22 protein-coding genes are annotated in these 25,296 nt (G+C 68.1%); 11 read left to right on the top strand and 11 right to left on the bottom strand.

The window, feature by feature from the left end; genetic code table 11:
* Window positions 1-54: 54 nt before the first annotated feature.
* Both HQ306_RS14670 and HQ306_RS14665 read right to left on the bottom strand, forming a co-directional pair.
* A complete protein-coding gene (locus tag HQ306_RS14670; RefSeq protein WP_222632220.1) occupies window positions 55-1,530 on the bottom strand; it encodes a mannitol dehydrogenase family protein in 1,476 nt (491 codons plus the stop codon).
* On the bottom strand, window positions 1,527-2,549 hold the full coding sequence (locus HQ306_RS14665; RefSeq protein WP_222632218.1) for an NAD(P)-dependent alcohol dehydrogenase: 1,023 nt from the start codon (window positions 2,547-2,549) through the stop codon (window positions 1,527-1,529). The genes HQ306_RS14670 and HQ306_RS14665 overlap by 4 nt, the downstream gene beginning before the upstream one ends.
* Before the next feature lie 69 nt (window positions 2,550-2,618).
* Between HQ306_RS14665 and HQ306_RS14660 the strand changes: the two genes are divergently transcribed.
* The 7 genes from HQ306_RS14660 (at window position 2,619) to HQ306_RS14630 (ending at window position 10,130) form a co-directional block, all read left to right on the top strand.
* Window positions 2,619-3,641 carry a sugar-binding transcriptional regulator gene (locus tag HQ306_RS14660; protein ID WP_222632216.1) on the top strand — a complete coding sequence of 341 codons (1,023 nt, stop codon included), beginning with the start codon at window positions 2,619-2,621 and terminating at the stop codon, window positions 3,639-3,641.
* Window positions 3,642-3,648: 7 nt separating this feature from the next.
* Entirely contained in the window at window positions 3,649-4,998 is a 1,350-nt protein-coding gene (locus tag HQ306_RS14655) for a sugar ABC transporter substrate-binding protein (protein ID WP_222632214.1), read from the top strand.
* Window positions 4,998-5,945, top strand: coding sequence for a carbohydrate ABC transporter permease (locus HQ306_RS14650; RefSeq protein WP_027506156.1), 948 nt, complete (start codon window positions 4,998-5,000; stop codon window positions 5,943-5,945). The genes HQ306_RS14655 and HQ306_RS14650 overlap by 1 nt, the downstream gene beginning before the upstream one ends.
* Window positions 5,945-6,826 (top strand): carbohydrate ABC transporter permease, encoded by an 882-nt coding sequence (locus HQ306_RS14645; protein ID WP_027506157.1) that lies wholly within the window; start codon window positions 5,945-5,947, stop codon window positions 6,824-6,826. Before HQ306_RS14650 ends, HQ306_RS14645 begins: the two co-directional genes overlap by 1 nt.
* Window positions 6,827-6,837: 11 nt before the next feature.
* Entirely contained in the window at window positions 6,838-7,950 is a 1,113-nt protein-coding gene (locus tag HQ306_RS14640) for an ABC transporter ATP-binding protein (RefSeq protein ID WP_027506158.1), read from the top strand.
* 364 nt (window positions 7,951-8,314) lie between these two features.
* Complete coding sequence (locus HQ306_RS14635; protein WP_222632212.1) at window positions 8,315-8,863, top strand: hypothetical protein; 549 nt, start codon at window positions 8,315-8,317, stop codon at window positions 8,861-8,863.
* Between the two features lie 52 nt (window positions 8,864-8,915).
* Window positions 8,916-10,130 carry a low temperature requirement protein A gene (locus HQ306_RS14630; RefSeq protein ID WP_308115365.1) on the top strand — a complete coding sequence of 405 codons (1,215 nt, stop codon included), beginning with the start codon at window positions 8,916-8,918 and terminating at the stop codon, window positions 10,128-10,130.
* 8 nt (window positions 10,131-10,138) lie between these two features.
* On the opposite strand, the gene HQ306_RS14625 is transcribed toward HQ306_RS14630, so the two are convergent.
* The 5 genes from HQ306_RS14625 to HQ306_RS22625 form a co-directional block, all read right to left on the bottom strand.
* Window positions 10,139-10,996: an alpha/beta fold hydrolase gene (locus tag HQ306_RS14625; protein ID WP_222632210.1), complete on the bottom strand. Its 858-nt coding sequence runs from the start codon at window positions 10,994-10,996 to the stop codon at window positions 10,139-10,141.
* On the bottom strand, window positions 10,993-11,598 hold the full coding sequence (locus HQ306_RS14620; protein WP_222632208.1) for a TetR/AcrR family transcriptional regulator: 606 nt from the start codon (window positions 11,596-11,598) through the stop codon (window positions 10,993-10,995). Before HQ306_RS14620 ends, HQ306_RS14625 begins: the two co-directional genes overlap by 4 nt.
* Window positions 11,595-13,370: an amidohydrolase family protein gene (locus HQ306_RS14615; RefSeq protein WP_027506161.1), complete on the bottom strand. Its 1,776-nt coding sequence runs from the start codon at window positions 13,368-13,370 to the stop codon at window positions 11,595-11,597. Before HQ306_RS14615 ends, HQ306_RS14620 begins: the two co-directional genes overlap by 4 nt.
* Window positions 13,371-13,501: 131 nt before the next feature.
* Window positions 13,502-15,724: an accessory Sec system translocase SecA2 gene (gene secA2 / locus HQ306_RS14610; protein WP_222632206.1), complete on the bottom strand. Its 2,223-nt coding sequence runs from the start codon at window positions 15,722-15,724 to the stop codon at window positions 13,502-13,504.
* A gap of 289 nt (window positions 15,725-16,013) precedes the next feature.
* Complete coding sequence (locus HQ306_RS22625; RefSeq protein WP_222632204.1) at window positions 16,014-16,472, bottom strand: Lrp/AsnC family transcriptional regulator; 459 nt, start codon at window positions 16,470-16,472, stop codon at window positions 16,014-16,016.
* Window positions 16,473-16,565: 93 nt separating this feature from the next.
* Between HQ306_RS22625 and HQ306_RS14600 the strand changes: the two genes are divergently transcribed.
* Window positions 16,566-16,985, top strand: a complete 420-nt coding sequence (locus tag HQ306_RS14600) for a rhodanese-like domain-containing protein (protein WP_222632202.1) — start codon at window positions 16,566-16,568, stop codon at window positions 16,983-16,985.
* Here HQ306_RS14600 and HQ306_RS14595 read toward each other — a convergent pair.
* The 3 genes from HQ306_RS14595 to HQ306_RS14585 form a co-directional block, all read right to left on the bottom strand.
* Window positions 16,966-17,772: an alpha/beta hydrolase gene (locus HQ306_RS14595; RefSeq protein WP_308115364.1), complete on the bottom strand. Its 807-nt coding sequence runs from the start codon at window positions 17,770-17,772 to the stop codon at window positions 16,966-16,968. The genes HQ306_RS14600 and HQ306_RS14595 overlap by 20 nt on opposite strands.
* Window positions 17,773-17,798: 26 nt before the next feature.
* Entirely contained in the window at window positions 17,799-19,415 is a 1,617-nt protein-coding gene (locus HQ306_RS14590) for an ABC-F family ATP-binding cassette domain-containing protein (RefSeq protein ID WP_222632200.1), read from the bottom strand.
* Window positions 19,416-19,579: 164 nt separating this feature from the next.
* Window positions 19,580-20,242 carry a hypothetical protein gene (locus HQ306_RS14585; RefSeq protein WP_261769902.1) on the bottom strand — a complete coding sequence of 221 codons (663 nt, stop codon included), beginning with the start codon at window positions 20,240-20,242 and terminating at the stop codon, window positions 19,580-19,582.
* Window positions 20,243-20,374: 132 nt separating this feature from the next.
* On the opposite strand from HQ306_RS14585, the gene HQ306_RS14580 reads away from it, so the two are divergent.
* The 3 genes from HQ306_RS14580 (at window position 20,375) to HQ306_RS14570 (ending at window position 24,810) form a co-directional block, all read left to right on the top strand.
* A complete protein-coding gene (locus HQ306_RS14580; protein ID WP_308115363.1) occupies window positions 20,375-22,276 on the top strand; it encodes a penicillin-binding transpeptidase domain-containing protein in 1,902 nt (633 codons plus the stop codon).
* Window positions 22,277-22,406: 130 nt separating this feature from the next.
* Complete coding sequence (locus HQ306_RS14575; protein WP_222632198.1) at window positions 22,407-24,047, top strand: penicillin-binding protein; 1,641 nt, start codon at window positions 22,407-22,409, stop codon at window positions 24,045-24,047.
* Between the two features lie 25 nt (window positions 24,048-24,072).
* A complete protein-coding gene (locus HQ306_RS14570; protein ID WP_027506168.1) occupies window positions 24,073-24,810 on the top strand; it encodes a sulfite exporter TauE/SafE family protein in 738 nt (245 codons plus the stop codon).
* Window positions 24,811-24,823: 13 nt separating this feature from the next.
* Here the strand turns inward: HQ306_RS14570 and HQ306_RS14565 are convergent, their stop codons facing one another.
* Window positions 24,824-25,222 (bottom strand): DUF3054 domain-containing protein, encoded by a 399-nt coding sequence (locus tag HQ306_RS14565; protein WP_222632196.1) that lies wholly within the window; start codon window positions 25,220-25,222, stop codon window positions 24,824-24,826.
* Between the last annotated feature and the right edge of the window lie 74 nt (window positions 25,223-25,296).

Raw genomic sequence — 25,296 nt, 5'->3', positions numbered from 1 at the left:
TCGGCCCCCGTGAGCCTTGTGCGTGTCCAGGGATGCGCACAAGGCTCACGGGCGTCAGCGCACCGACGACTCCACGGTGGCGCGGGCTCCGCGAGTGTGCAGGGAGTCGAGAGCCGACGTGTAGGCGTCGACGAAGCGCGGATCGTCCACCAGATCCCCGAACAACTCCCGGTTCCGCACGAACGCGAGGGGGTCGTCGCGCTGCTGCCGAGCCAGCGGGGTCAGCGTGTCCTTCAGACGGTCGACGATCTCGATGGGCTCACCCTGCTCGTCGACACCCTCGGCGTAGCGCGCCCAGCTCGCGATCACCGTGGCGGACAGTGCGACCGGCCCTCCGGACTCGAGGTTCGTGCGTACCACCGGGACCAGCCACTTCGGGATCCGGTCCGACGACTCGGCGCAGAGCCGGGCCACGGTGTCCCGGATCTCCGGATTGGAGAAGCGCTCGATCAGCGTCTTCTTGTACTCGGCCAGGTCGATTCCGGGAACCGGTTGCAGCGTGGGAGTGGCTTCCTCGTCCATGTAGCGCAACAGGAACTCGGCGAACAGTGCGTCCTGCGTGACGTCGTGCACGAGCCGGTAGCCACTGAGGTATCCGACGTAGCAGAGGGCCTGATGGCTCGCGTTGAGCAGGCGCAGCTTCATCAGCTCGTACGGTGTGACGTCGTCGACGACCTGCACGCCCACGTCCTCGAACGGCGGCCGGCCGAGGGTGAAGTGATCCTCCAGCGCCCACTGGGTGAACGGCTCCGCGGCCACGGGCCACTGGTCCGCGAGGTCGTACCGTGAGGCGAGCTGGTCGACGACGTCGGGTGTGGTGACGGGCGTGATGCGGTCGACCATGGAGTTGGGGAACTGCGCGGTGTCCGTGATCCACTGTGCCAGTGCGGGATCCTTCAGGCGGGCGAACGCGGTGAAGGTCGATCGGGCGATGTGTCCGTTGCCCTCGATGTTGTCGCACGACATGATGGTGAACGGCGCGAGCCCGCGATCCTTCCGGCGGGACAACGCCTCGCACACCAGTCCGAAGGTCGTGCCCGGTACCGCATCGGGTGCCAGATCCGCTCGCACAGCCGGGTTCTCGGCGTCGAACTCGCCCGTGGTGGCCGAGAAGTTGTAGCCGCCCTCGGTGACGGTGAGAGAGACGATGCGGGTGTCGGCGTGGGCGAGCTTCTCGATCACCGCCTCGGGATCGTCCGGCGCGAAGAGGTACTCGGTGATGGATCCGATGACCGAGGTGTCCCACGAGCCGTCGGAGTGCCGCAGTGCCAGGGTATAGAGACAGTCCTGGGCGTCCATGACGTCCTTCATACGGCGATCACCCGGCAGCACGCCCACGCCGCAGATGCCCCAGCTCGACGCGGACTCGAAGTCGGTGCGGAGCAGCCGGTCCACGTACATCGCCTGGTGCGCACGGTGGAAGCCGCCGACGCCGAAGTGGACGATCCCGGTGGTGATCGCCGAGCGGTCGTACCGTGGCACGTCCACGTCGTCGGGAAGCTGGGCGAGGGTGGCGGCGGACAGCTTCACGAGAGGGTCTCCTGACTGGGTGTCACGGTGACGACAGCCTTGATGCTGCCGTCGGTGCGGTCGTGATTCAGTGCGTCCTCGACATGATCCAGGTCGAACCGACCCGTCACCATGCTGTCGAGCTCGACTCGTCCGGTGCGGACGAGTTCCAGTGCGGTGGGCCAGGTGTCGGCATAGCGGAAGACGCCGGTGACCCACAGTTCCCGGTTCTGGATCACCGACACGGGTATCGGGTACGCGTCTCCGCCCATGCCCACGAGCACCACTCTGCCCGCAGGGCGCACGGCGCGCATCCCGTCCTGCACTGCGCGGGGTGCGCCCGACGCGTCGACGAACGCGTCGACGTCGAGGTCGTGCACCGACTCGTCCGCCGGGTCGATCACGCGGGTCGCCCCGTACCGGGTGGCGTTGGCGCGGCGGTCGGCCGAGATGTCCGACACGACGATCTCCGTGGCGCCGAAGGCGCGTGCGACCTGCGCCGTGAGCACTCCGACCGGCCCGGCGCCCGCGATCAACACTCGCGAGCCGCCGGTGATCCCGGCCTTGCGTGCGGTCGCGATGGCCACCGACAGGGGCTCGAAGAGGGCCGCGGCGTCGTCGGACACGGCGTCGGGTACGTCGTGCGCGAACGTGGATCCGATAGTCACGTACTCACAGAGGGCACCGTCCACGGGAGGGGTCGCATAGAACTCCATGTGGGGGCACAGGTTGTAGTGGCCCGATCGGGTCTCGCGACTGTCGGGATCGGGTCGTTGCGGCTCGATGGACACTCGCGACCCGACTCGCCGAGGGGAGACGCCGTCACCGACGGCGACGATCACACCCGACGCCTCGTGGCCCAGAACGAGCGGCGACTCGACGACGAAGTCGCCGATGCGACCCTCGCGGTAGTAGTGCGCATCCGATCCGCAGACCCCGACGGATGCCACCCGGACGAGGACGTCACCTGCCTTCGGCGTCGGCACAGGTCGCGTCTGCGTCTCGATGTGTCCCGGTTCGGTGAGAACTGCGGCACGCATGGAATCGACTGTTGTGTGGATCACACCTGGATGTTAGCTTAAGTGAGCAGATGAACACCAGGTGAGCAGATGCTCACCTCGACGACCGGGAGCGACATCGTGACGACGCCGAGTTCGAGCGACGAGCTGAGGCTCGCGCTGCGTGCGGCGACGATGTACCACGTCGAGGGCGCGACCCAGGCGGAGATCGCCACCAAGCTCGGTGTCTCCCGTCCCACGGCAGGTCGACTCGTCGCTCGGGCTCGGGCGAACGGGCTCGTGCGCATCGAGATCCACGTGCCCGAGGAGATCAGCGGATCGGTGCACACCGATCTCGAACGTCGACTCGAGGAGCGGTACGGCCTGGACGAGGCGCTGGTGGTCACGTCGACCATCGACGACGCCGGCGGTCGGTACGACGCGGTGGGGCGCGCCGCGTCGGGCATCCTCACCCGGCGCGTGCAGCCTGCTCACACACTCGGTTTCACGTGGGGGCCGGAGACGGTCGCGGTGGCGCAGTCGCTCCAGGGACGCGGCAGCCGCTGCGCCCGCGTGGTGCAGCTGGACGGATCCATGAGCACCGCGGACTACCAGACCGGTGTCGACTTCGTCCTCACCCGCTGCGCCGAGCAACTGCAGGCGACGCCGATGCGGCTCAACGCCCCTCTCTACGCCGACCCGGCGACAGTCGTCGCGCTGCAACAGGACTCGCTGATGTCCAAGGCGCTCGACGCCGGACGCACCGCGGACCTCATGTTCTTCGGACTGGGCCCGGTGTCGACGTCGACGACGCTGTTCGAGGGAAGCTTCCTCGACGCCGACCTCCTGTCCGAACTCGATCGACTCGGTGCGGTCGGTGAGATCGGCGGTCGGTTCTTCGACTCCGACGGCGCCGACGTCGGCAGCTCACTGACCGACCGCACGGTCTCGGTGCCGCTGGACGACATCCGGAACTGCGCCACCACGCTCCTCATCTCCGGCGGTGCGCGCAAGCACGCCGCGATCCGGGCCGCTCTGCGCGGCCGTCTCGCCACCGTCCTGGTGACCGATATCGCCTGTGCTCTGGACCTTCTCGACGAGCACGGCAGCAACCCCATGAAGGAATCGAGGTAGTACCGACGTGACATCACGATTCGTCCCACTCGCCGCCCTCGCCGCAGCCACCGTGCTGACGGCGAGCGGCTGCGCGGGCGCGGGATCGTTCGGAGGTGACGGTGGCGGCACGACCATCACCGTGGCCATCGTCTCCAACTCGCAGATGTCCGACGCGATCTCGCTCGCACCGGAGTTCGAGGCCGAGAACCCGGGTGTGAACCTGAAGTTCGTCTCGCTGTCCGAGAACGAGGCGCGCGCGAAGATCACGGCGTCGGTGGCCACGGGCGGTGGTGAGTTCGACGTGGTGATGATCAGCAACTACGAGACGCCGCAATGGGCCGAGAACGGGTGGCTCACCAATCTGTCCGAGTACGCGCAGGCCACACCGGGATACGACGAGGACGATTTCATCCCGTCGCTCAAGGAGTCGCTGTCCTACGAGGGAAGCATGTACTCGGTGCCGTTCTACGGTGAGTCGTCCTTCCTCATGTACCGCAAGGACCTGATGGAGGAAGCAGGCATCACGATGCCGGCCGAGCCCACCTGGGACCAGGTGGCCGAGGCCGCCGCGACACTCGACCGTCCGGGCATGTCCGGCATCTGCCTGCGTGGCAAGCCCGGCTGGGGCGAGGTGCTCGCGCCCCTCGACACCGTCATCAACGCCTTCGGCGGCCGGTGGTACGACGAGAACTGGAACGCGCAACTCGACAGTCCGCAGGTCGAGGAAGCCGTGCAGTTCTACGTCGACCTGGTCCGGTCGCACGGACAGGCCGGCGCGGCGACGAGCGGCTTCAGCGAGTGCGGAACGCAACTCGCACAGGGCAACACGGCCATGTGGTACGACGCCACCTCGGCGGTGTCGGTGCTCGAGGACCCCACGTCGAGCAACGTCGTCGGTAAGATCGGGTACGCCAAGGCCCCGTCGGCGGCCAAGGGCGACAACGGGTGGCTGTACTCCTGGTCGCTCGGCATCCCGAGGACGTCGGAGAGCCCGGACGACGCCTGGAAATTCGTGTCGTGGATGACGAACAAGGAGTACCTGAAGAAGGTCGGCACCGAGCTCGGCTGGGAGCGGGTGCCACCGGGAAGCCGGTTGTCCACCTACGAGATCCCGGAGTACAAGGAGGCGTCGGACGCCTTCGGTCAGGTCACACTCGACTCGATAAACAATGCCGATCCGCTGAACCCGACGGTCGATCCGGTGCCGTACACCGGCGTCCAGTTCCTCACCATCCCCGAGTTCCAGGATCTCGGCACCCGGGTCAGTCAGCAGATCAGCGCCGCCGTGGCAGGACAGATCAGCGTCCAGGACGCGCTCGCTCAAGCGCAGCAGTACGCCGAGGTGGTCGGCAAGACGTATCAGGAGGATCAGTGATGACCACGACCGAAGTCGGCTCGGCGAGATCCGAGACGCCGTTCGTTCCTCGCGAACGGGTGATCTCGAAGGCGGAGGGGTGGCGGCGCCGCGGTCCCCTGCTGCCGGCCATGGTCTTCGCGATCGTCGTCACGCAGATCCCGTTCCTGTTCACGCTGTACTACTCGACGCAGTCGTGGAACCTGGTGCGCCCCGGATCGCGGGAGTTCAACGGTCTGAACAACTACGTGGACGTGTTCCGGGACAGCCAGTTCCGCTCGGTCGCGTTCAACACGGTGATCATGATCGTGGGCACGGTGATCATCTCGGTGGCGCTGGGCCTGGTGCTCGCACTGCTGCTGGACCGTAAGTTCATCGGCCGCAGTCTGATCCGCACCCTGCTGATCACTCCGTTCCTCATCACCCCGGTCGCCGGTGCACTGATCTGGAAGACCACCATGTTCGACCCGGTGTTCGGCCTCATCAATTTCGTGCTCAGCCCGTTCGGGGTCGACCAGATCGACTGGGTCTCGCGGTTCCCGCTCGCCGCGGTCATGACCAACCTCGTCTGGCAGTGGACCCCCTTCATGATGCTGCTCATCCTGGCGGGACTGCAGTCGATGCCGAAGGACATCGCGGAGGCGGCGCGGGTGGACGGCGCCGGGCCCGTCGCACTGTTCCGCGAGTTGACGTTGCCGCATCTGCGACGCTTCATCGAGCTCGGAGCGGTCCTCGGCGCCATCTACCTCATCAACACCTTCGACGCCGTCTACATGATGACGTCCGGCGGCCCGGGTGTGGCGTCGTCGAACCTGCCGTTCTACATCTATCAACGAGCGTTCCTCGGCTTCGACATCGGCCAGGCCGCGGCCATGGGCGTCGTCACCGTGGTGGCCACCATCGTCGTCAGCACACTGGCGCTGCGACTGATCTTCACGAGCTTCAGCGGGAAAGAGGAGGCTGCCTGATGAGTACCACCACCGAGCGGAGCGCCGGCAGCGGAACTCCGAGCGTCACCGCGCCGATCACACGCAAGAAGCGATGGGGGCCCGGATCGATCTGGTCCTTCGTCGCCTGGGTCGCCGGCATCGCCTTCTTCTTCCCGGTCCTGTGGATGGTCATCACCGGGTTCAAGCAGGAAGCCGATGCGTACACCGCGACGCCGAAGATCTTCTTCACCCCGACCCTCGACCAGTACCGCGGCGTTCTCGAGAGCGGCATCGGCACCACGCTGCTCAACTCGGCCTTCGCGACCGTCGTGTCCACGATTCTCGTTCTGCTGCTGGGTGTCCCGGCTGCATTCGCCCTGTCGCTGCGTCCCGTGAAGAAGACGCAGGACGTGCTCTTCTTCTTCATCTCGACGAAGATGCTGCCGGTCGTGGCGGCCATCGTGCCGCTGTACGTCATCGTCGGCGACATCGGTCTGCTCGACAACATCTGGGCGCTCATCATCCTGTACACGGCGATGAATCTGCCGATCGCGGTGTGGATGATGCGGTCGTTCTTCCTCGAGGTCCCGAGCGAGTTGCTCGAGGCCGCGAGCATGGACGGGGCCTCGCTGTGGACATCGGTGCGGGAGGTCATCCTGCCGCTGGTCTCGCCCGGCATCGCGGCCACGTCGCTGATCTGTGTGATCTTCTCGTGGAACGAGTTCTTCTTCGCCGTCAACCTCACCGCCGTTCAGGCACAGACGATTCCGGTCTACCTCGTCGGCTTCATCACCGGGCAGGGCCTGTACTGGGCCCAGCTCTCCGCCGCTGCGACGTTCGCAGCCCTCCCCGTCGTCCTCGCCGGATGGTTCGCGCAGAACAAGCTCGTGCGCGGCCTGTCCTTCGGCGCCATCAAGTAGGAGAAAGAACCATGGCTGCAATCTCGTACAAGCAAGCGTCCTGCATCTACGACGGCGCCGACAAGCTGGCGGTGGACTCGCTCGACCTCGACATCCAGGACGGCGAGTTCGTCGTCCTGGTCGGACCGTCGGGCTCCGGGAAGTCCACCGCGCTGCGGATGCTCGCCGGTCTCGAGGAGATCGACGGCGGTGCCATCGAGATCGGCGGGAAGAACATGGTCGGTGTGCCGTCCAAGGACCGCGACATCGCGATGGTGTTCCAGAACTACGCGCTCTACCCCAACAAGACCGTCGGCGAGAACATGGGCTTCGCGCTCAAGATGCGCGGGGTCAGCCTCGAGAAGCGTCAGGCTCGCGTCGCCGAGGCGGCCCGACTCCTCGACCTCACCGAGTACCTGGATCGCAAGCCCGGCAAGCTCTCCGGCGGTCAGCGGCAGCGTGTCGCCATGGGCCGCGCGATCGTCCGTGAGCCCCAGGTGTTCTGCATGGACGAGCCGCTGTCGAACCTCGACGCCAAACTGCGGGTGCAGACACGCACGCAGATCGCCGCGCTGCAGCGTCGGCTGGGGACGACCACCGTGTACGTCACCCACGACCAGGTCGAGGCCATGACGATGGGCGACCGCGTCGCGATCCTCAAGGACGGCAAGCTGCAGCAGTTCGCCGCGCCGACCGAGCTCTACGACCACCCGGTCAACGCCTTCGTGGCCGGATTCATCGGCTCGCCGGCGATGAACCTGTTCACGGTGCCCGTCGTGTCCGGCGGACTGAAGGTCGGTGAGCGCACCGTCCCCCTCGAGCGCGACCAGCTCACCGCCATCGCCGCCGCGGGACTCGACGAGGTGACCCTCGGCCTGCGTCCAGAACAGCTAGCGATCGGCTCCGCGGACGACGACGGACTGCTGGTCACCGTCGACCTCGTGGAGGAACTGGGCAACGAGAGCTACCTCTACGCCAGCTTCGACGACACCCGGATCCGCGCCTCGGACGGCACACCGGCCACGATCGTGGCACGCTCTCCCAGGAGGGCACCCGCGCGGATCGGCGAGAAGGTCACGCTGACCAAGCAGGAGGGCACCGCGTACCTGTTCCACCCGACCTCGGGGGAGCGGATCGGGGCCTGAGCCGCAGGGGGCAAGACTCGGGTGTGGGAACGTGCCGGGAAGACCGTTCCCACACCCGTCCACCGTCGCGGGACCTCGCATGTGAGCGTGCGGCCACAGGATCGCCGGTGATTCTGCGGATCGGCAGAGTGTTCGTCGATCGTGTGTACTCACACTCGCCTGCGGGCTGTCGGTTCCTGTGGGCGTGGTCGAGCAGCACGTCCGCCGCGTCTCGCGGGTGACTCCAGGGCCACCAGTGCTTCGTGTCGACCTCCGGGACGGTCAGGTCCGGCACCCGGCGGTCGACGTCCTGGACCGGTCGACACGTTTCAGCGCACGGCACGAGGGTAGTTCGAGGCACTCGCTCTCGACACAGGAGATTCTCATGGCCCGTGCCACCCTTGCCCACCTGCTCCACGATGTCGGACTCGCGGCCTGGTTCGGCGGAACCCTCGCCAATGCCGTCGCACTGAACGAGGCGTCGTCGAACGCCGACACCGCCGCCTCCACCGGGGCTGTCACCAACGAGGGATGGGATCGGTGGACGCCGGTCAACGCCGCGGCCATCGGTGTCCATCTCGCCGGTGCGACAGCACTGCTGAAGAACGACTACGGACGTCTGAAGGCGCAGGACGGCGTCGCCTCGATGGCCGTCGCCAAGACCGCGCTCACGGCGGCAGCACTGGCGGTCACCGCGTACAGCCGCGTTCTGGGACAGACGGTCTCGAAGGAAGGTGCGGTACCCGCCTCTGACGGGACTACGCCCACCGCGTCCACGCCACCGCACGTGGCGGCCGCGCAGAAGAAACTCCAGGCACTGCAGTGGGTCGTCCCCGCGTTGGCCGGCGGAGTGGTCGCCATCTCCGCGTACGCGAGCGAGCAGTTCCGTCCCGAGGAAGTGGCGCGGGGCGTAGTGTCGCGCATCATCGGCTGACCGTCCGATCCGCGAGGTCTGTCCGATTCGCAACCTGCAGGGTGGTGATGACGTGACGGCGCATTCGGACGGCGACACCGATGCGGGAGCCGACCAGCGCACTCCGCTGGTGCAACCGCCGAAGCTGCGGACCGAGGCCGATCGCGGCGCGACCCGGTTGGAGCTGTTCTTCGACCTCGCCTACGTGCTGGTCGTGCACCAACTCGCACTCGCACTGAAGGACGACCTTCGCTGGCAGGGCATCGCCGAGTTCGCGGGAATCTTCGCCGTCACGTGGTGGTCCTGGGTGACCACCACGTTGTACGCCAACAGGTTCGACACGAACGACGTCCTGTACCGATTGCTGAAACTCGCCGCCACCTTCGCCGTGGCGGTGATGGCCGCCAGTGCCGCGACGGCGGTGGGCGGCGACGGCACCGTCGCCTTCGGAGCCGGGTACATCGCGACGCGGGTGATTCTCGCCGGTCTGTATCTTCGCGCACGGCGGCACATCCCCGACGTCCGCGTCACGATCGATCTGTACCTCGCGGCCACCGGCGTCAGTGTCGTGATCTGGACGGTCTCGCTGCTCACCCCGTCACCGATCACCTACGTGCTGTGGGCGGTGGGAATCATGGTGGAGGCCGCGGCGCCGTTCGCCGCGACCCACTGGGGACCGGATGTTCCGCTGCACCTCGAGCATCTGCCGGAGAGGTTCGGGCTCTTCGTCATTCTCGTTCTCGGTGAGTCGATCTCGGCTGTGGTGCTCGGGATGCACGACACCCACTGGATGTTCTCGTCCGTCGCCGTCGCGGCACTCGGATTCACGATCGCTGCAGCCGTGTGGTGGATGTACTTCGACATCGGCGGCGCGGAGGCCAAGACGGAGATCCAGGACGACGAGCGGGTGGTGGGCAGTGGCCGTGCCGACGGGTACGTCTACGGGCACCTCCCTCTCACCCTGGGTGTCGCTCTCCTCGGCGTCGGGATCCAGCAGTACGTCCTGCATCCCGTCGGCGAACTGACCGATGCCGGGCGCTGGGCCCTGTCCGGTGGGGTGGCGCTGTTCGTCGTCGGGATCTGCGCCGTTCTCGGCTGGAGTTCCGGCGACTGGAGAACGGTGTTCCCGTGGCCGGCGCTGGCCATTCCCGTCGTCGTCGTGCTGGGTCTCGTCGACACCAGGCTCCCGTTCGCCTCGGCCATCGTCCTCGCTGTTGGCGCGATCACGGCCGTCGTAACCGGGGTGATCCGTCGGCGCCGCAGTCCGGTCGACACGACCGAGACCTGACGCCGGGGCTATCGGTCCCGGCCGGCGTGGTCGAGCAGCACGTCCGCCGCGTCTCCCGGGTGACTCCAGGGCCACCAGTGCTTCGCGTCGACCTCCAGGACGGTCAGGTCGGGGACCCAGCGGTCGACGTCCTGGACCAGATCGGGGGAGAGGAAGCGATCCTTCAGCGGAACCACGACGAGTGTGGGTACGTCGCACCGCGGTGGTGGCCCGGACAGCATGCGCCGAATGATGTTGGCGCGGTAGAGCTCGACACCGCGCTGCATGTTCAGCGGATCCGCGGCGGGAGCGGGGTCCGCGGGACCGGCCTGGACGAACAGAGTCGGAACGTACTTCCCCAGGACCGGCACGTGGAAGCCCCAGATGTACCAGGACCGGGCGAGCTGACCGAGCACCGACGGCCACTGGGTGGGCCGCAGTCCGCGCCGACGCGACGTCTCGCGGAGGTGGTCGATGCTGGGACCGGAGACGGAGGTGAACGATCCGAACACCTCGGCGGCGCGGGGATCGCGCATCGGCTCCCACATCTGCACCGAACCCCAGTCGTGGGCGAAGGCGTGGACCGCTCCGCGGAGATCGGGGATCGACTCGACCACCGCATAGGTGTCGTCGGCCAGGCGTTCGATGGCGAACGACTCGGACCGTTCCGGGTGCTCGACGACGGTGCGGCCACCACCGCGCGTGTCGTAGGCGATGACGCGGGCGCGATCACCGATGGCGTCGATCATCGGGTGAAACATGGTGTGGTCGTCCGGATACCCGTGCACGAGCAGCACCGTCGTGTCCGACTCCGGATCGCCGTACTCGAACACGGCCAGTGCGGCACCCGTCGAGTGAGCGGTCCACCTGCTGTGCGGCTCGGTCATCCTGCCTCGCTCCTTCTGTACAGCGACTCTCCTCGGAGCAGTCGCGCGACGAGGTGCAGCCGCACCTCGTCCTGCTCGGGCTGCGGATGCACCACGGCGGAGAGGGCTTCCCCGTCGAGGAGGTGTACCACCGTGAAGAGCACCGTATCGAGTTCCGCCGCGGGAATCGTGCCCGCGATCGGCAGCGAGCGTCCGAGGTCGGTGATCTCCTGGTGGTAGCGCACGGTGAACGGAACGAGACGCTCCCGCAGTGCATCGTCACTCCGGGCGGCGATGAGCAGCTCGTACCAGGCACCGTTGATCGGCGCCCGGCACGCGGCGCGCAGCAACGTCAGGCAGTGCTCGACGGACGCCGAGCCGAAGCCGGACAGCCCGGCGCGGAACTCCTCGAACTGGCGCCTCCGGACCTCGTCCGCCGCGGCCACGACGAGATCGAGACGGGTGGCGAAGTGCCGGAAGAGCGCACCCGACGACACTTCCGCGCGGGTCACCACCTCGTTGACCGTCGTGGCGGCGTAACCCTTCTCGCACAGCGACGCGATGGTCGCGTCGAGGAGTCGCGCGATGGTGTCGGTGCGGCGCTCTTCCTGCGTTCGTCTCACACGGACACGGTAGTGGCCGCAGGTGTCCTCACGCCCGCTCGCAGGAATCGGCCCGCCCGCTCGGACACCCCGAACCAGGAGGCGAATCGGCCCTCGCGATACGCGACTCGTCCGCCGACGAGCGTCGCGGTGACCGCGGTGTCGTTACGGTTGACCATGCGGCTGAGACCCCCGAATTCCGGCATCGTCTCCTCGTTGTACGCGTCGACCTCGTCCGTCAGGCCGGCGGGATTCACCACGACGATGTCGGCGCGATCGCCGAGACGCAGGTGGCCGGCGTCGACGCCGTAGAAGTCGGCGAGCTCGCCGCTGAGCTTGTGAGCCGCCTGGCCGACCGTCAGGAACGACTCGCGGGCGTCGTTCACGCGCCGCAGCAGGCGGATGCCGAAGTTGTAGAACGCCATGTTGCGCAGGTGCGCCCCGGCATCGGAGAACCCCACCGTCACACCGGGCTTCGTGATCAGCTTGTCCATCTGCTTCTGGCGATGATTGGCGATGGTGGTGTGCCAGCGTAGTTTCCGGCCGTGCTCGACCACCAGGTCGAGGAAGGCGTCGACGACGTGGATCCCCTGCTCCCGTGCCAACTCTGCGATGTTCTTGCCGATGACGGACGAGTCGGGGCATTCGGTGATGATGACGTCGCCGAAGTCTCGGTGCCACACACGGGAGGAGAACTTCTTCTCGAAGTCGGCGCGGAACCAGCGTCGATACGCCTCGTCCTTCAGCAGTTCGTTGCGGCCGAGCTCCTCACGAAGGTGCAGAGCTGCTCTGCCGGAACCGAATTCCTCGAACACGACCAGGTCGATTCCGTCGGAGTAGACGTCGAACGTCGTGGGCAGGTGCTGCCAGCGGAACTGCCCCTTGCCCGGTCCGTTCACCGCAGCGGCCAGCGGACCGAAGATGTGGTGGATCCACGGCGAGGCCTTGGCGTCGGCGGCGGCCAGCAGCGAGACCTTCAGTGCGCGTCGGCCGATGCCCGTCGCGGCGCCGAGGAAGAACACCATGTCGTACTTGGTGTTCAGGTTCGGAATGCTCTGCAGCAGACGGCCGCGGCGACGCAGGATCTTGTGCAGACGCCGGAACTCCGACCACGACGCGTAGGACGACGGCAGCGAGCGCGAGCGGTATCGATCCCCGTCCAGCTTGTCCCAGGGATTGGTCATCGTGGACATGCCGAGCATGCCCGCGTCGAGTGCCTTCTCGAGAGCGTCCGCCATCTGCGCCGTCTCCTCGCGCGTCGGTCGCTGGGAGCGGTCGGTCGACCGGTCGAGTCCCATGACGTGGGCGCGCAGGTCCGAGTGCCCCACCAGCGCAGCGATGTTCGGTCCGAGCGGGAGGCGCTCGAGCGCGGCGATGTACTCCTCCGGGCCCGACCAGGTCTTGTGCGTGTCGACGGCCTTGAGCACGTGATCGCGGGGGAGGGCCTCGACGCGGCTGAAGAGGTCGGCGATGTCGACGGGAGTGGAGTACAGGGTGGAGAGCGAACAGTTGCCGAGCAGCACCGTCGTCACGCCGTGGCGCACCGACTCGCTCAGGCCCGGCCCCACCAGGACCTCCGCGTCGTAATGAGTGTGCACGTCGACGAATCCCGGCATGACCCACTGGCCGGTGGCGTCGATGACCTCGGTGTCCGGTCCGACGTCGAGCGCGTCCGAGGACACGGCACGGACCACGCCGTCGACGATGCCGACATCGCGGCGAACTCCCGGCCCACCATCTCCGTCGAAGACGGTCCCGCCGCTGATCACCACATCGAAGTGCGACTCGTTCATGTGACCTCCATCACTGTGCGATGGGCTCACCGTAACTTAGAGAGTGATCACTCGCAATAGTGGGACTTCGTCCCCCGTGCGCCTTTTGCGCATCTCCGGATACGCAAAGGGCGCACGGGGTCGAAGGCCACTCAGAACGCGAGTGGACGGTGCGACTCGCGCACATAGGTCCAGGTCGAAGACGGACGCACCAGCCCCGCCGACTCGAGGTCCACGCCGTCGTCGTCGATCGTCGAGGTCAGGAAGGTGCGGTCGGACTCCTCGAGGGCACGGGACTGCACCTCGGCGAACGCCTCGATCGCGATGCGGTGGTACTCGTCGAGCGGGTTCTGTCGGCCGAGTGCCCGGAGATGAATGCTCTCGCGGACATCGCCGAGGTGCGCCAGGTAGTCGGACCACGCGCGGTCGAGATGGTGGAGGACGATGCGCCGGGCGGCGCGTACGCGGGCGTCGGAGTCGACGGCCTCCAGTTCCGCGGCACGCTCGGGATTACGGGTGGTCAGCAGGTCCCACGCTTCGTCGGTGCCGAGCAGCGCGGCCCGACGCGTGTCGAGAATGTCGCGGTGCTGGGCGGTCAGCTGGTTGTACCGCCACGTGGACGCGTGGGTGTCGAGCATCGCGCCCTCCGCGACGCGCTGCGCGTGGTCGATGCGCTTGGCCGCGACCTCCGACTCGAGGAAGCCCGTGTCGTCGGGGTGGCCGGGTCGATCGCTCTTCTCCAGGTAGCGCGTCACCAGCGAGTCGTCCCAGCTGGCGAAGAACACGGAGCGGCCCGGATCACCCTGTCGCCCTGCGCGTCCCCGTAGCTGGTTGTCGAGTCGCTCGGTGACGTACCGCGCGGTGCCGATCACGAGTAGGCCGCCGAGGTCGGTCACGCCGTCCCCGAGCCTGATGTCGGTGCCGCGGCCGGCGATCTGCGTCGAGACGGTCACCGCATCGCGCAGTCCGGCCCGCGCGATGATCTCGGCCTCCTCCGCGTCGTTCTTCGCGTTGAGGGCGACCACCGGCACTCCGGCGTCCTCGAGGCGGGCGGCCAGAGACTCGGACTCCTCGACGTCGTGCGTCCCCACGAGCACGGGCTGCCCCGTGGCGTGGGCTTCCAGCACTGCAGCGACGACGGCCGCGTTCTTCTCGGGAGCGGTGGCGTACACGCGGTCGACCTCGTCGACGCGGACGAGCGGCTCGTTCGGCTCGACCACCGACACCCCGAGGCCGTAGAACGTCCGAAGCTGTTCTCCTGCTGCGAGAGCCGTTCCGGTCATTCCGCACACGCGGCGGTACCGACCCATCAGGGCCTGCACGGTGATGGTGTCGAGGACCTGCCCAGTCTCCGTGCGCGCCAGGCCTTCCTTCGCTTCGACCGCGGCCTGGAGACCGTCCGGCCAACGCTGCAGCTCCGCGACACGGCCGCGGGAGGCGTTGACCAGCTGTACCCGACCGTCCCGCACGATGTAGTCGACGTCCCTGCGTACCAACACCTCTGCGTGCAGGGTGAGATTGACGCGCACCAACGTGGTGCCGACGTGCTCCTCGCTGTACAGATCGATCCCTCCCAGTGCGTCCTCGAGCTTCTCGGCCCCGGCATCGGTCAGGAACACGTTGCGACGCTCGGCGTCGACCTCCCAGTCGGTGTCCGCGTCGAGGGATCGCACAGCGTCGAGCACGTCGTCGGCCGACACGTCCTGATCGATCGAGCCGGCGAGAACCAAGGGCACCAGAGCTTCGTCGACGAGCACCGAGTCGGCCTCGTCGACGACGGCGACGTCCGCGGTGGGGGAGACCAGCGTGTCGACGTCGTCGACGAGATGGTCGCGCAGTACGTCGAAGCCCACCTCGTTGACCGAGGCGTAGGTGACGTCGCACCCGTAGGCAGCGCGCCGCTCGTCCGCCGTCGACTCCGCCGTGATCCACCCGACCGTGACTCCGAGCGCGTCGTAGAACGGGCGCATCCACTCGGCGTCGCGTCGAGCGAGGAAGTCGTTGACCGACACCACGTGCACGTCCCTGCCCTGCAGCACGTAGGCGGCGGCCGCGACGGCGCCGGAGAGCGTCTTTCCTTCGCCCGTCGCCATCTCGATCACGTCGCCCTCCAGCAGCCGTACGGCTCCGTAGAGCTGAGTGTCGAAGGGGCGCAGGGACAACGCACGATCGGACGCCTCGCGCGCGAGCGCGAGGAACGCGGGCACGTCGAAGGAGCCGGCTCCGCGCAGACCGTCGGCCGCGGCACGCAGACCGTCCGCGTCGAGGTCGCGGTAGCGGTCCTCGAGCGCTCGGGCGGCATCCACGGCACCTCGCGACCGCGCATGCCCCTTCGCGACCGAACGACCGAGCAGGGACCAGAACCGTGACGCCATGTTCGCCAGGCTACCGACGGGCCCGTAGGTGCGGCCGCAAGCCGTGTGCACACCCCCAGCGGTGAGCGCACACGGTCTGCGGCCGGTGGGGAGGGGTGTGCGGTCACTAGAAGGGGTGCGCACACCCGTTGTCGCAGCGCGTCCGACGCGGGAACCGCCTCATCTGAGACGGTCGCGGCCGGACGGCGTCGAGAGGACGACGTTCACCGTGGTCACTGTTCTCGGCACCGTGGGCATCGCATGGCTGCGCGACGTGCGTTGTTCGAAGGTTTAGGCCACCGACGGGCCGTCACGCAGGAGTGATGCGCCGACTCGGGAGAGGGCTCGAGTACACGACGTTAGTGGTGATGGAGCCGAGGGTGGCGAGCCGGCCGGTGACACGTTCGAGATCCCGCATCGAGCGGGCGAGGACCTTGATGATGAAGCAGTCGTCACCCGTGACGTGATGCGCCTCGATGATCTCCGGGGTGGACGCCACCAGTGCGTCGAACGGACCGTAGTTGCCCGACGGGTACGCCAGGCGCACGAACGCAGAGACCGTGTAGCCGAGCGCCTCGGTATCGACAGTGACGGAGTAGCCGGTGATCACGCCGATGTCGGTCAGGCGGCGGACGCGGTCGGCCGTCGCGCTCGACGACAGGTTCACCACTCGGGCCAGATGTGCAACGGTCGCGCGCCCGTCACTCTGCAGCTCGTCCAGCAGTCGCCGGTCGATCTCGTCGACTTCGGGGTGTGGATTACGCGGCACAATGGAAACGATACCGGCCGATCGATGCCGTTTAGTGCGATCAGCCGGTGATCGCCACTTCTCCCAGTCGCCCGAACAGGATTGGCTGAGGTCATGGAAAAGACACCGTCCGCCGCCGACTTCTTCGCCGCGAAACTGAGGTTCGAGACTGATCCCGCCGATGTTGCCGCCGAGCGATCCCGCGGTGCGGGGCCGCTGCTCATAGACGTTCGTTCGGACGCGTCCTGGAGTGCTGGGCGCATTCCGGGAGCGGTGCACATCGTCGGGGCCGATCTGGGCATGCGCATCGCCGAGGTGGAGCCGGATCGCGACGCCGACATCGTCGTCTACTGCTGGGGACCGGGATGCAACGGCAGCACCCGAGCGGCCCTGACGCTCACTCGCCTCGGCTACCCCCGCGTGCGGGAGCTGATCGGGGGATTCGAGTACTGGGCACGGGAAGGTTTCGCCGTCGTGTCCGACACCGGACGTACACGGCGAGCGCCCGATCCGCTCACCGCTCCGACGACGTGACCTCACTCAGCCACCTGGACACGAGCTCGACGGCCTCCGGCGCGGCCACGGCCGTCGCGTGGTCGTACCCGCGGAGTTCCGCGTACTCGGAGCCGGCGATCAACGATGCGGTGCGACGGGTGTCGTCGATACGCTGGACGTCGCGGGAGCCGACGTAGAACAGTGTCGGCGCCGTGATGGCGCGGACGGCGTCGTCGGCGATACCGGGATCGTCGTCCGATGCCCGGAAGTAGGCGGCCAACGCTTCGGAGTCGTTGCGCAGGAACGCGGCTCGGGTGCCGGAGTCGACCGGGAAGCCGCGGCGGTTCGCCCACTCGTCGACGAACCCGTCCATTCCCCGTTCGGCGAGGACGTCGGCGCTGCCGTCGAAGAACAGGCTGTCCAGCGCGCCCTTCTGCGGCCCCGATCCGGCTCCGCCCACGACGAGTGATGCGACACGCTGGGGAGTGCGGGTGACCAGATTGAGGCCGGACCGACCGCCGAACGAGTAGCCGACGTAGTGCGCGGCGGACACGTCCGCCGCGTCCAGGACGGCGACCAGATCCTCGCTGACACGGTCCATCGAGTAGGCCTCGACGTCGCGAGGAGCCTCGCTCCGGCCATGTCCACGCTGGTCCACGAGGATCAGGCGGTACCGGTCGCGCAGCGCACGGACGTAGCCGAAGGTGCGCCAGATCTGGTGCGACAACAGGCTGCCGTGCACCAGCATCACCGGCGGGCCGGTGGGGTCACCCGTCACCGACCAGGCGATGCGGGTGCCGTCCACCGGGTTCGTCGCGAAGTCCACGGTGCCATGGTCGCAGGTGGGCGATCTCAGGTGGACGTCGAGGTGAGCCCGTCGGCGGTCAGATCGACCCGCCGCGTGATGCCCAGCGCATCGAGGAACGCCTCGTCGTGGCTGACCACGATCAGGGCTCCCTGATACGACGACAGCGCCGTGCTGAGGTGCGTCCTGGACGCGACGTCGAGATTGTTCGTGGGTTCGTCGAGAATCAGCAACTGCGGTGCCGGATCGGCCAGCAGCAGCATCGCGAGGGCCGCGCGCACCCGTTCCCCGCCCGACAGGGTGTGCACCACCGCGTCGGCCCGCCGACCGCGGAAGAGGAAGCGAGCGAGTCGAGTTCGGACGTCGGTGATCGACGTGTCCGGTGCCGCGCGGCGGACGTTCTCCACCACGGACGCATCGTCGTCGAACACGTCGAGGGATTGCGGCAGCACCGCGGTCGGCACCGACGGCGCCAGAGATCGCAGGAGAGTCGTCTTGCCGACTCCGTTGTCCCCGACGAGCGCGATGCGTTCCGGGCCCATGATCGTGAGTTCGACCGTCCTGTCCGGGTACCGACCGTCCAGATCGAGCAGCATCTCGCCCGTCGACGCCACCGACTTCGACGCGTGCACCGCCGTCTCGGGCAGATCCACCACGATCTCGGTGTCGTCACGAATCATCTCGTGCGCCTCGTCGGCGCGGGCGCGGGCATCCGCCACGCGGTCCTCGTGTCCGATGCGGTACTTGGCAGCCGACTCCTGTGCGGCGCTGCGCCGGTTGTGGGCGACGATCTTCGGTACCCGCTTCTCGCGAGATGCCTTCTCTCCCATCCGTCGCCGGTGGGCCACGGTGGTCTGCGCCTCGACCAGATCCCGCTTCTGCCGGCGCAGATCCTGATCGGCCGACCGCGCCGCGGCCCGCGCCGCCTCCTGCTCGCCCTCCACGACGCTCCGGTAGTGCGTCCAGTTGCCGCCGAACATCCGGAGCGACGCGGGCGACGACCGTACCGAGTGGAGTTCGGCGATGTCGTCCATGGTGTCGAGCAGGCCCTGGTCGTGACTCGCGACGACGACGGCGCCGGAGAACTCGTCGAGTACTCGTCCCAGAGCGGAGCGAGCTCGTCGATCCAGGTTGTTCGTCGGTTCGTCGAGAAGCAGGACGGAGGGCCGCCGGATCACCTGACCGACGAGTGCGACGATCGTCGACTCGCCCCCCGACAGGGTTCTCATCGGTCGATCGAGATCTGCTGCCATGCCCAGACTCTCGCCGAGGCCGGCCGAGTCGAGCAACGCGAGAGTGCGCTCCTCGACGTCCCAGTCCGTACCGACGACGGTGAAGTCGTCGGGATCGGTGCTGCCGTGCTCGATGCGTGCCAGGGCCTGTCGGACGTCTCCGATGCCGAGGAGATCGGCGACGGTGTCCGAGACGTTCGTGACCACTTGCTGGGGAAGATGGCCGACGGTGCCGGTGACGCGTACGGACCCGCGCTGCGGTCGATACCGCCCGGTGATCAGGTGCAGCAGAGTGGATTTGCCCGCTCCGTTGGTGCCGACGAGGCCGGTCCGGCGCGGCATGAACGAGGCGTCCAGGCCGTCGAGGACAGGCCGGCCGTCGGGCCAGGAGAAGGTGAGATCGGAGAGAACGACGGAGGGTGATATTGACATGGAGCACCTCGAGAGGAGTGTCGTGCCACCGCGACGTGCGCGTCGGTGGGATCCGCACTACTTACGAGAGGAGCAACTGCCTGTCCGTTCGTCGGGGGACTCGAGGATCCCCACTGTAGGACGATCTGCCCGCGGGGTCAAAGACTATTCGAACAGACTGTCACTCAGTCGTTGTCGGATCCCTCGACAGTGGGTCCCTGGGCCCGCAGGTCGTCCACCTTCGCCATGGCCTCGCGCAGTTCTGCGAGCCACGGGTCGATGTGGTCTCCGGTCAGGCGTACGGCCCAGGCGAGCGCGTCGGCGCGCGAGCGTGCGACGCCGGCGTCGACGAGAGTGTCGAGCACCTTGCGTTCGGGCTGACGCAGTCGAGTCATGACCGGCACCGCGAGGTGGGTGAAGAGGGTGGTGTCGCCGTCGATGGTGACACCCCAGGCGACCTTGCGGCCGTAGCGTGCCTCGGCCTCGTCGGCGATACGCATGCGATCGTCGCGGGTGGACTCACGGAATCGAGCGATGCGGCCCTCGACGCCGGCATCGGACTCGGGGGCGTTCAGTTCGCCGATCACGACGATCTCTTCACGGTCGACCTCGACCGTGGCGGTGCCGTCGAACCAGTCGTCGGGCAAGCGGCCGAGGAACCACTGTTCCGCATCGCCTGCGTCGGGTACGTCTTTCTGCTGCCATCCGCCGGGCCGGCCGACGCGTTCGCCGCGCTTTGCGCCGCGACCGCGGCCGTGTCCGTGGGGTCCACCGCGCCGGGGTGCGTCACCTCGACCGAAGGGACTGGAGGGTCGTTCCCCGAAGGGGAAGGTGTCATGGGGATTCATGATGTTCTACTTTCTTCAGTGGCGCGATTACTTGATTACAACGCCCTTGATTACAAGATTACACACGTCGCGCCGAGCGTCAAGAGTTCGTCGCGTCGTGTGACCGACGGATCGGTGGGGCACTATCAGTGCGTGCCTTCGCTGATGTCTCGACCGTCCCGCCGATTCGGCCCTTCCACCAGCAGCGGACTCCGTCTCGCCGCCGCGACCATCGCGGTCGCGCTCGCCGCCACCGCGTGCAGTGCCGACGAGCCCCCGGCGTCCCGTGTGACGGCCGATCGGTTCGCCGAAGCGCTGAGCACACAGAACGTGGGCGCCGCGGCAGAGTTGACCTCGGATCCGGCGGCAGCGACCGCGGTGCTCACCCAGATGTACGACGGACTCGGCGGTGGCGGAACGGTCACGGCGACACCGCGGTTCACGGTGAGCCAGGCAGACGACGAGCAGCAGACGTTCACACTGTCCGCCTCCTGGTCCTTCGCACCGCCCGAGGAGGCGGAGGCTCCCGCGACCGGTACCGCATCCGCGACGGCGACCACCGCGGCAGCTCCCACCACGTCGGCCCCGGCGGACGCGGAACGCGTCTGGACCTACACGACGACCGGATCCGTCGCCGACGGTGGACAGGGGCTGAAGGTCACCTGGAACCCGGGTGTCGTCGTACCGGGCCTGACTCCGGAGACGACGGTTCGGTACACGCCCGTCACCGCGTCGACCGCGCCTCGCGTCGTCGACACCTCGGGAGCGCCACTCATGTCGCAGCAGGTGGTGACGCTGGTGAATCTCGACCAGACCGCCGATCCCGGCGCCGTCGCGGTACTGGTGTCGCCGTTCGCGCCGACGGTTACGGCGGAATCCCTTCGTGACGCGCAGTCGAGCGCTCCGTCGGTGACGGCCGTGAGCCTGCGGCAGGAGGATCTCGCCCCCATCGAGTCTCTGCTCTCCGCCTTGCCCGGCGTCACTCTGGCGCCGCAGACGCGGCTCCTGACCGAGAATCGCGCACTGTCCTCTCCCGCGCTGAACGACGTGGCGCAGCTGTGGCAGGAGCAGCAGGACGCCACCGCCGGGTGGGCCGTGCAGTTGGTGGCCGCCGACGGTTCCGTCGCCCAGCGGGTGACCGGCGTCGAGGCGACCGTCGGCCCGGACATCCAGGTCACGCTCGACACACTGTTGCAGCTCAAGGCGGAGAACGCTCTCGCGTCGACAGCGAACGCCGCGGCCGTCGTGGCGATCCGGCCCTCCACCGGAGACGTCGTGGCCGTCGCGCAGAACTCGGCCGCGGACGCGCAGGGCCCGATCGCCCTCACGGGCCTGTACCCGCCGGGCTCCACTTTCAAGACCGTCACCACCTCGGCGGCACTGCAGGCGGGCACCGTCACCCCCACGACCGTGGTGCCGTGCCCCGGATCCGCGAACATCGAGGGCCGGACCATCCCCAACGACGACAACTTCGACCTCGGATCGGTTCCGCTCCAGACGGCGTTCGCGCGTTCGTGCAACACCACCATGGGTCAGCTGGCCGTCGATCTGCCCGACGACGCGCTGCAGCAGGCGGCCCTGCAGTTCGGGCTCGGCGTCGACTACCTGACACCCGGGCTCACCACCGTGACCGGCAGCGTTCCGCCCGCGACGACGTCGGCCGAGCGCGTCGAGAGCGCGATCGGGCAGGGCACCGTCACCGCGTCCCCGTTCGGCATGGCCCTGGTCGCGGCGTCCATCGCGGACGGATCCACCCCGTCGCCGACCATGATCAGCGGACGACCCGGTACCGCGGATCGCACCGTCGCAGCCCCGCCGGCGGAGGTGACCGACCAGCTGCGCGCCATGATGCGGGAGACGGTCACCGCCGGTACGGCGACGCAGTTGCAGGACATCGACGGACTGCTCGGTAAGACCGGCACCGCCGAGGTCGCGAGCGGCCCGGCGCACGGCTGGTTCGTCGGCATCCGCGGTGACCTGGCGTTCGCCGTGTTCGTCGAGGGCGGCGACTCCTCCGCGCCGGCGCTGACGGTGGCGGGATCCTTCCTGCGCTGAGTGGCCTTCGGCCCTGTGCGCCTTTTGCGCACCCCTGGATACGCACAAGGCGCACGGGGTGACCGGATCGTGACCGGTCCGAGTGCTCACCGTGCTGTGTTACTGGTGTGACTCATGTGATTATTGGGGCATGGTTCTGCGTTCCAGGTACGTCGTCGCGCTGCTCGCAGTGTTCGTGTCGCTCGCGACTGTCGCCTCGTTCGTGGTGAACAAGCCTCGCAGTGAGGCGGCGGTGCTGGTGGACCGGTTCGTCGCCGCCCTCGATCAACGTGACGTGGCCGCGGCCGCCGCGCTGACCTCCTACCCCAATGCCGCGGCCCAAACGATCGGCGCCATGTTCGACTCGATGGGGCCCGGAGTCTCGACGAGCCGCATGTCGCAGTACATCGGCCTGGACGACGAGTCCGGCTTCTTCACCGTCGACTCCACCTGGTCGTTCGGCGAACCCCGCGGCCAGGACTCGCGCGAGTGGCGCGTCACCACCCAGGGGTCGACGCGCAAGCTCGGCGTCGGCTGGCGCATCTCGTGGGATCCGTCGATCCTCGCCCCGGAACTGCGTGCCGGTGGGTCCGTCCGCTACGCCCGGACCGATGCACCCGCACCGCGCGTGCTCGACGCCTCGGGCGCCGTGATGATGGCGGAACAGAACGTCGCCTCCGTGCGGCTCGATTCCTCCGCGACCTCCGACCTGGCCGACACGACGTCCCGCCTCGCCGACGTCATCGACGTCGTGGCGCCGCTGATCACGTCCGAGTCGCTCCAGGCCGACGTCGCGGCGGACCCCGGTGCCGTGATCACCGCCGTGAACCTGCGTGCCGACGACTACGCCGTGCTGGAGGACGACCTGCGTGCGATCCCCGGTGTGGTCCTCTACGCGGAACCCAAGCTCATCGCCGGTGACCGGCGGCTGACGTCGCCGGTGCTGGACTCGCTGCGGACCGTGTGGCAGGACTCCCGCGACGCCACCGCGGGCTGGGCTGTCGAGGTCGCGGACACCGACGGCGAGACCACCCGACTGGCAGGTTTCCAGGGTCCGGGATCACCCGACATCACGTCCACTCTCGACCCGGCCGTGCAGCTCGCTGCTGAGACCGCCGCCGTCAGCGTCGGGACCCCGGCCTCGATCGTGGTCATGAAGCCGTCCACCGGTGCCGTCGTCGCCACCGCGCAGAACAGTTACGCCAACGACGAGGGCACGCCGGCGTTCACCGGCCTCTATCCCGCCGGGACGCTCGTGGACGTGATCCAGGCGTCGGCCGATCGCCAGAAGATCGGATTCTCCGACGCCGCACGCCAGTTCGGCTTGGGTACCTCCTTCGACATCCCCGGTCTCGACGCGGTCACCGCCTCGCTCCCCGACGGCCAGTCGGCGGTGGACCAGTTCCGCGGTGTCAGCCGGACGTCGTCCGTGTCCGGCATGACGGTGACACCCTTCGGCCTCGCCGAGATGGCGGCGGCCGTCGCTCGCGGATCGGCACCGGCTCCGATGATCGTCGGCGGCGCACCGGCGACGGTGTCCGGTGCGGGCTCGCCCGTCGCCCCGGCCGTGCTGACCTCGCTGCGGAACACACTGCGTGACAACGCCCGCAGCGAAGGTGTCAGCGATCCGTCGGTCACCGGGCTCGCCGGGGACAACGGAGACGATCGCTGGTTCCTCGGCACCAAGGGCGATCTGGCCTTCGCGGTCTACATCGAGGACGCCGACGGAACCGATGCCGCGGCGCGCATGACGAACATGCTGATGCGCGAGATGGCCTCGCCGTCGGAGTGATCACCGGCTTGCTACGTTTCACCCCGTGACCGTCACCGAGTTCGTCCTGCTGATCGCGGCGGGCTTCGGTGCCGGAGTCATCGGCTACATCACCGGCCTGGCGTCGCTCGTGTCGTACCCCGCGCTGCTGGCGGTGGGGCTGCCACCGGTCGCGGCCAACGTGACCAACACCGTGGCGCTCGTCGGGGCCGGTGTGGGTGCCACCGCGTCGTCGGTCAAAGAGCTTGCCAAGAGCGGTCGTTCGCTGCTCTGGCTCACCCTGTGGGCCGCGCTGGGCGGCATCGCGGGAGCCGTCGTCCTGCTGCGCGCGCCGGGGGAGACGTTCGAGGCGGTCGTGCCGATCCTGGTCGTTCTCGCATCCGTCGCCATGCTGCTGCAGCCGCGGATCCGCGTCCTCGCCGGTGACCGGACGTTCCCGGTGCTGTATCCGAGCGCGATCTTCCTCGTCGCGATCTACGGCGGCTACTTCGGCGCGGGTGCGGGCGTCATCTTCATGGCCCTGACGCTGATCTGCACGGCCGAACCCGTCTGGCGCGCAACGCTCCTCAAGAGCTACCTGCTGGGTGTGGCCAACCTGGTCGCCGCGGTGATATTCGCGTTCTCCGGCCAGGTGAACTGGCTCGCCGCACTGGCGATGGGAATCGGCACCATCGCCGGGGGAACGCTCGGCCCGCGCATCGTGAGACACCTTCCGCCGAATCCGCTCCGGATCGCCGTGGCGCTGTGCGGGTTCGGCCTCGCAGCGTGGCTGTGGCTCGGCTGAGGAACTGTGTGGGTCAGGCGCGACGACGCTGCGCGAGGCGGGCGACGAGACGCCACCCGAGCAGGAACACCGCCAGCGTCACCGTCGCGACCACGATGAAGCTGAAGGCCGTTCCCTCGCCGGACACCTGCCGAAGCACCATGCCCACGACCACGGCGCCGATCCACGCGAGCACCCCGGTGGGGACCAGGGACACCGCGACGAACTTCTCGCGGTACAGCGCGTAGGTCACCGCCCATCCCACGGCGAGGCCGACGAGGAACGGCCAGGCCGTCGACAGTGTGCCCCCGACGGTCACGCCCTCCTCGTGGCTGCCTCGGCCGATGGCGCTGAAGACGAGGACGAGAACGACGTCGATCACCGCCGGCACTGCGAGGGCCGACAGGGCGGGAGTGCGGGTGCGCGCGGGCATGCCACCAGACTACGAGGCGCCGAGACGCGGAAAGACCCGCACCGGCGCCGGCTGTGCGGGCGTCGAGCGGGTCT

It is taken from the genome of Rhodococcus sp. BP-160 (assembly GCF_019836205.1).
In the GTDB taxonomy this organism is placed as follows: Bacteria; Actinomycetota; Actinomycetes; order Mycobacteriales; family Mycobacteriaceae; genus Rhodococcoides.
The sequence above is the reverse complement of the archived record's forward strand: the minus strand, read 5'-3'. Positions and strand labels throughout refer to the sequence as shown.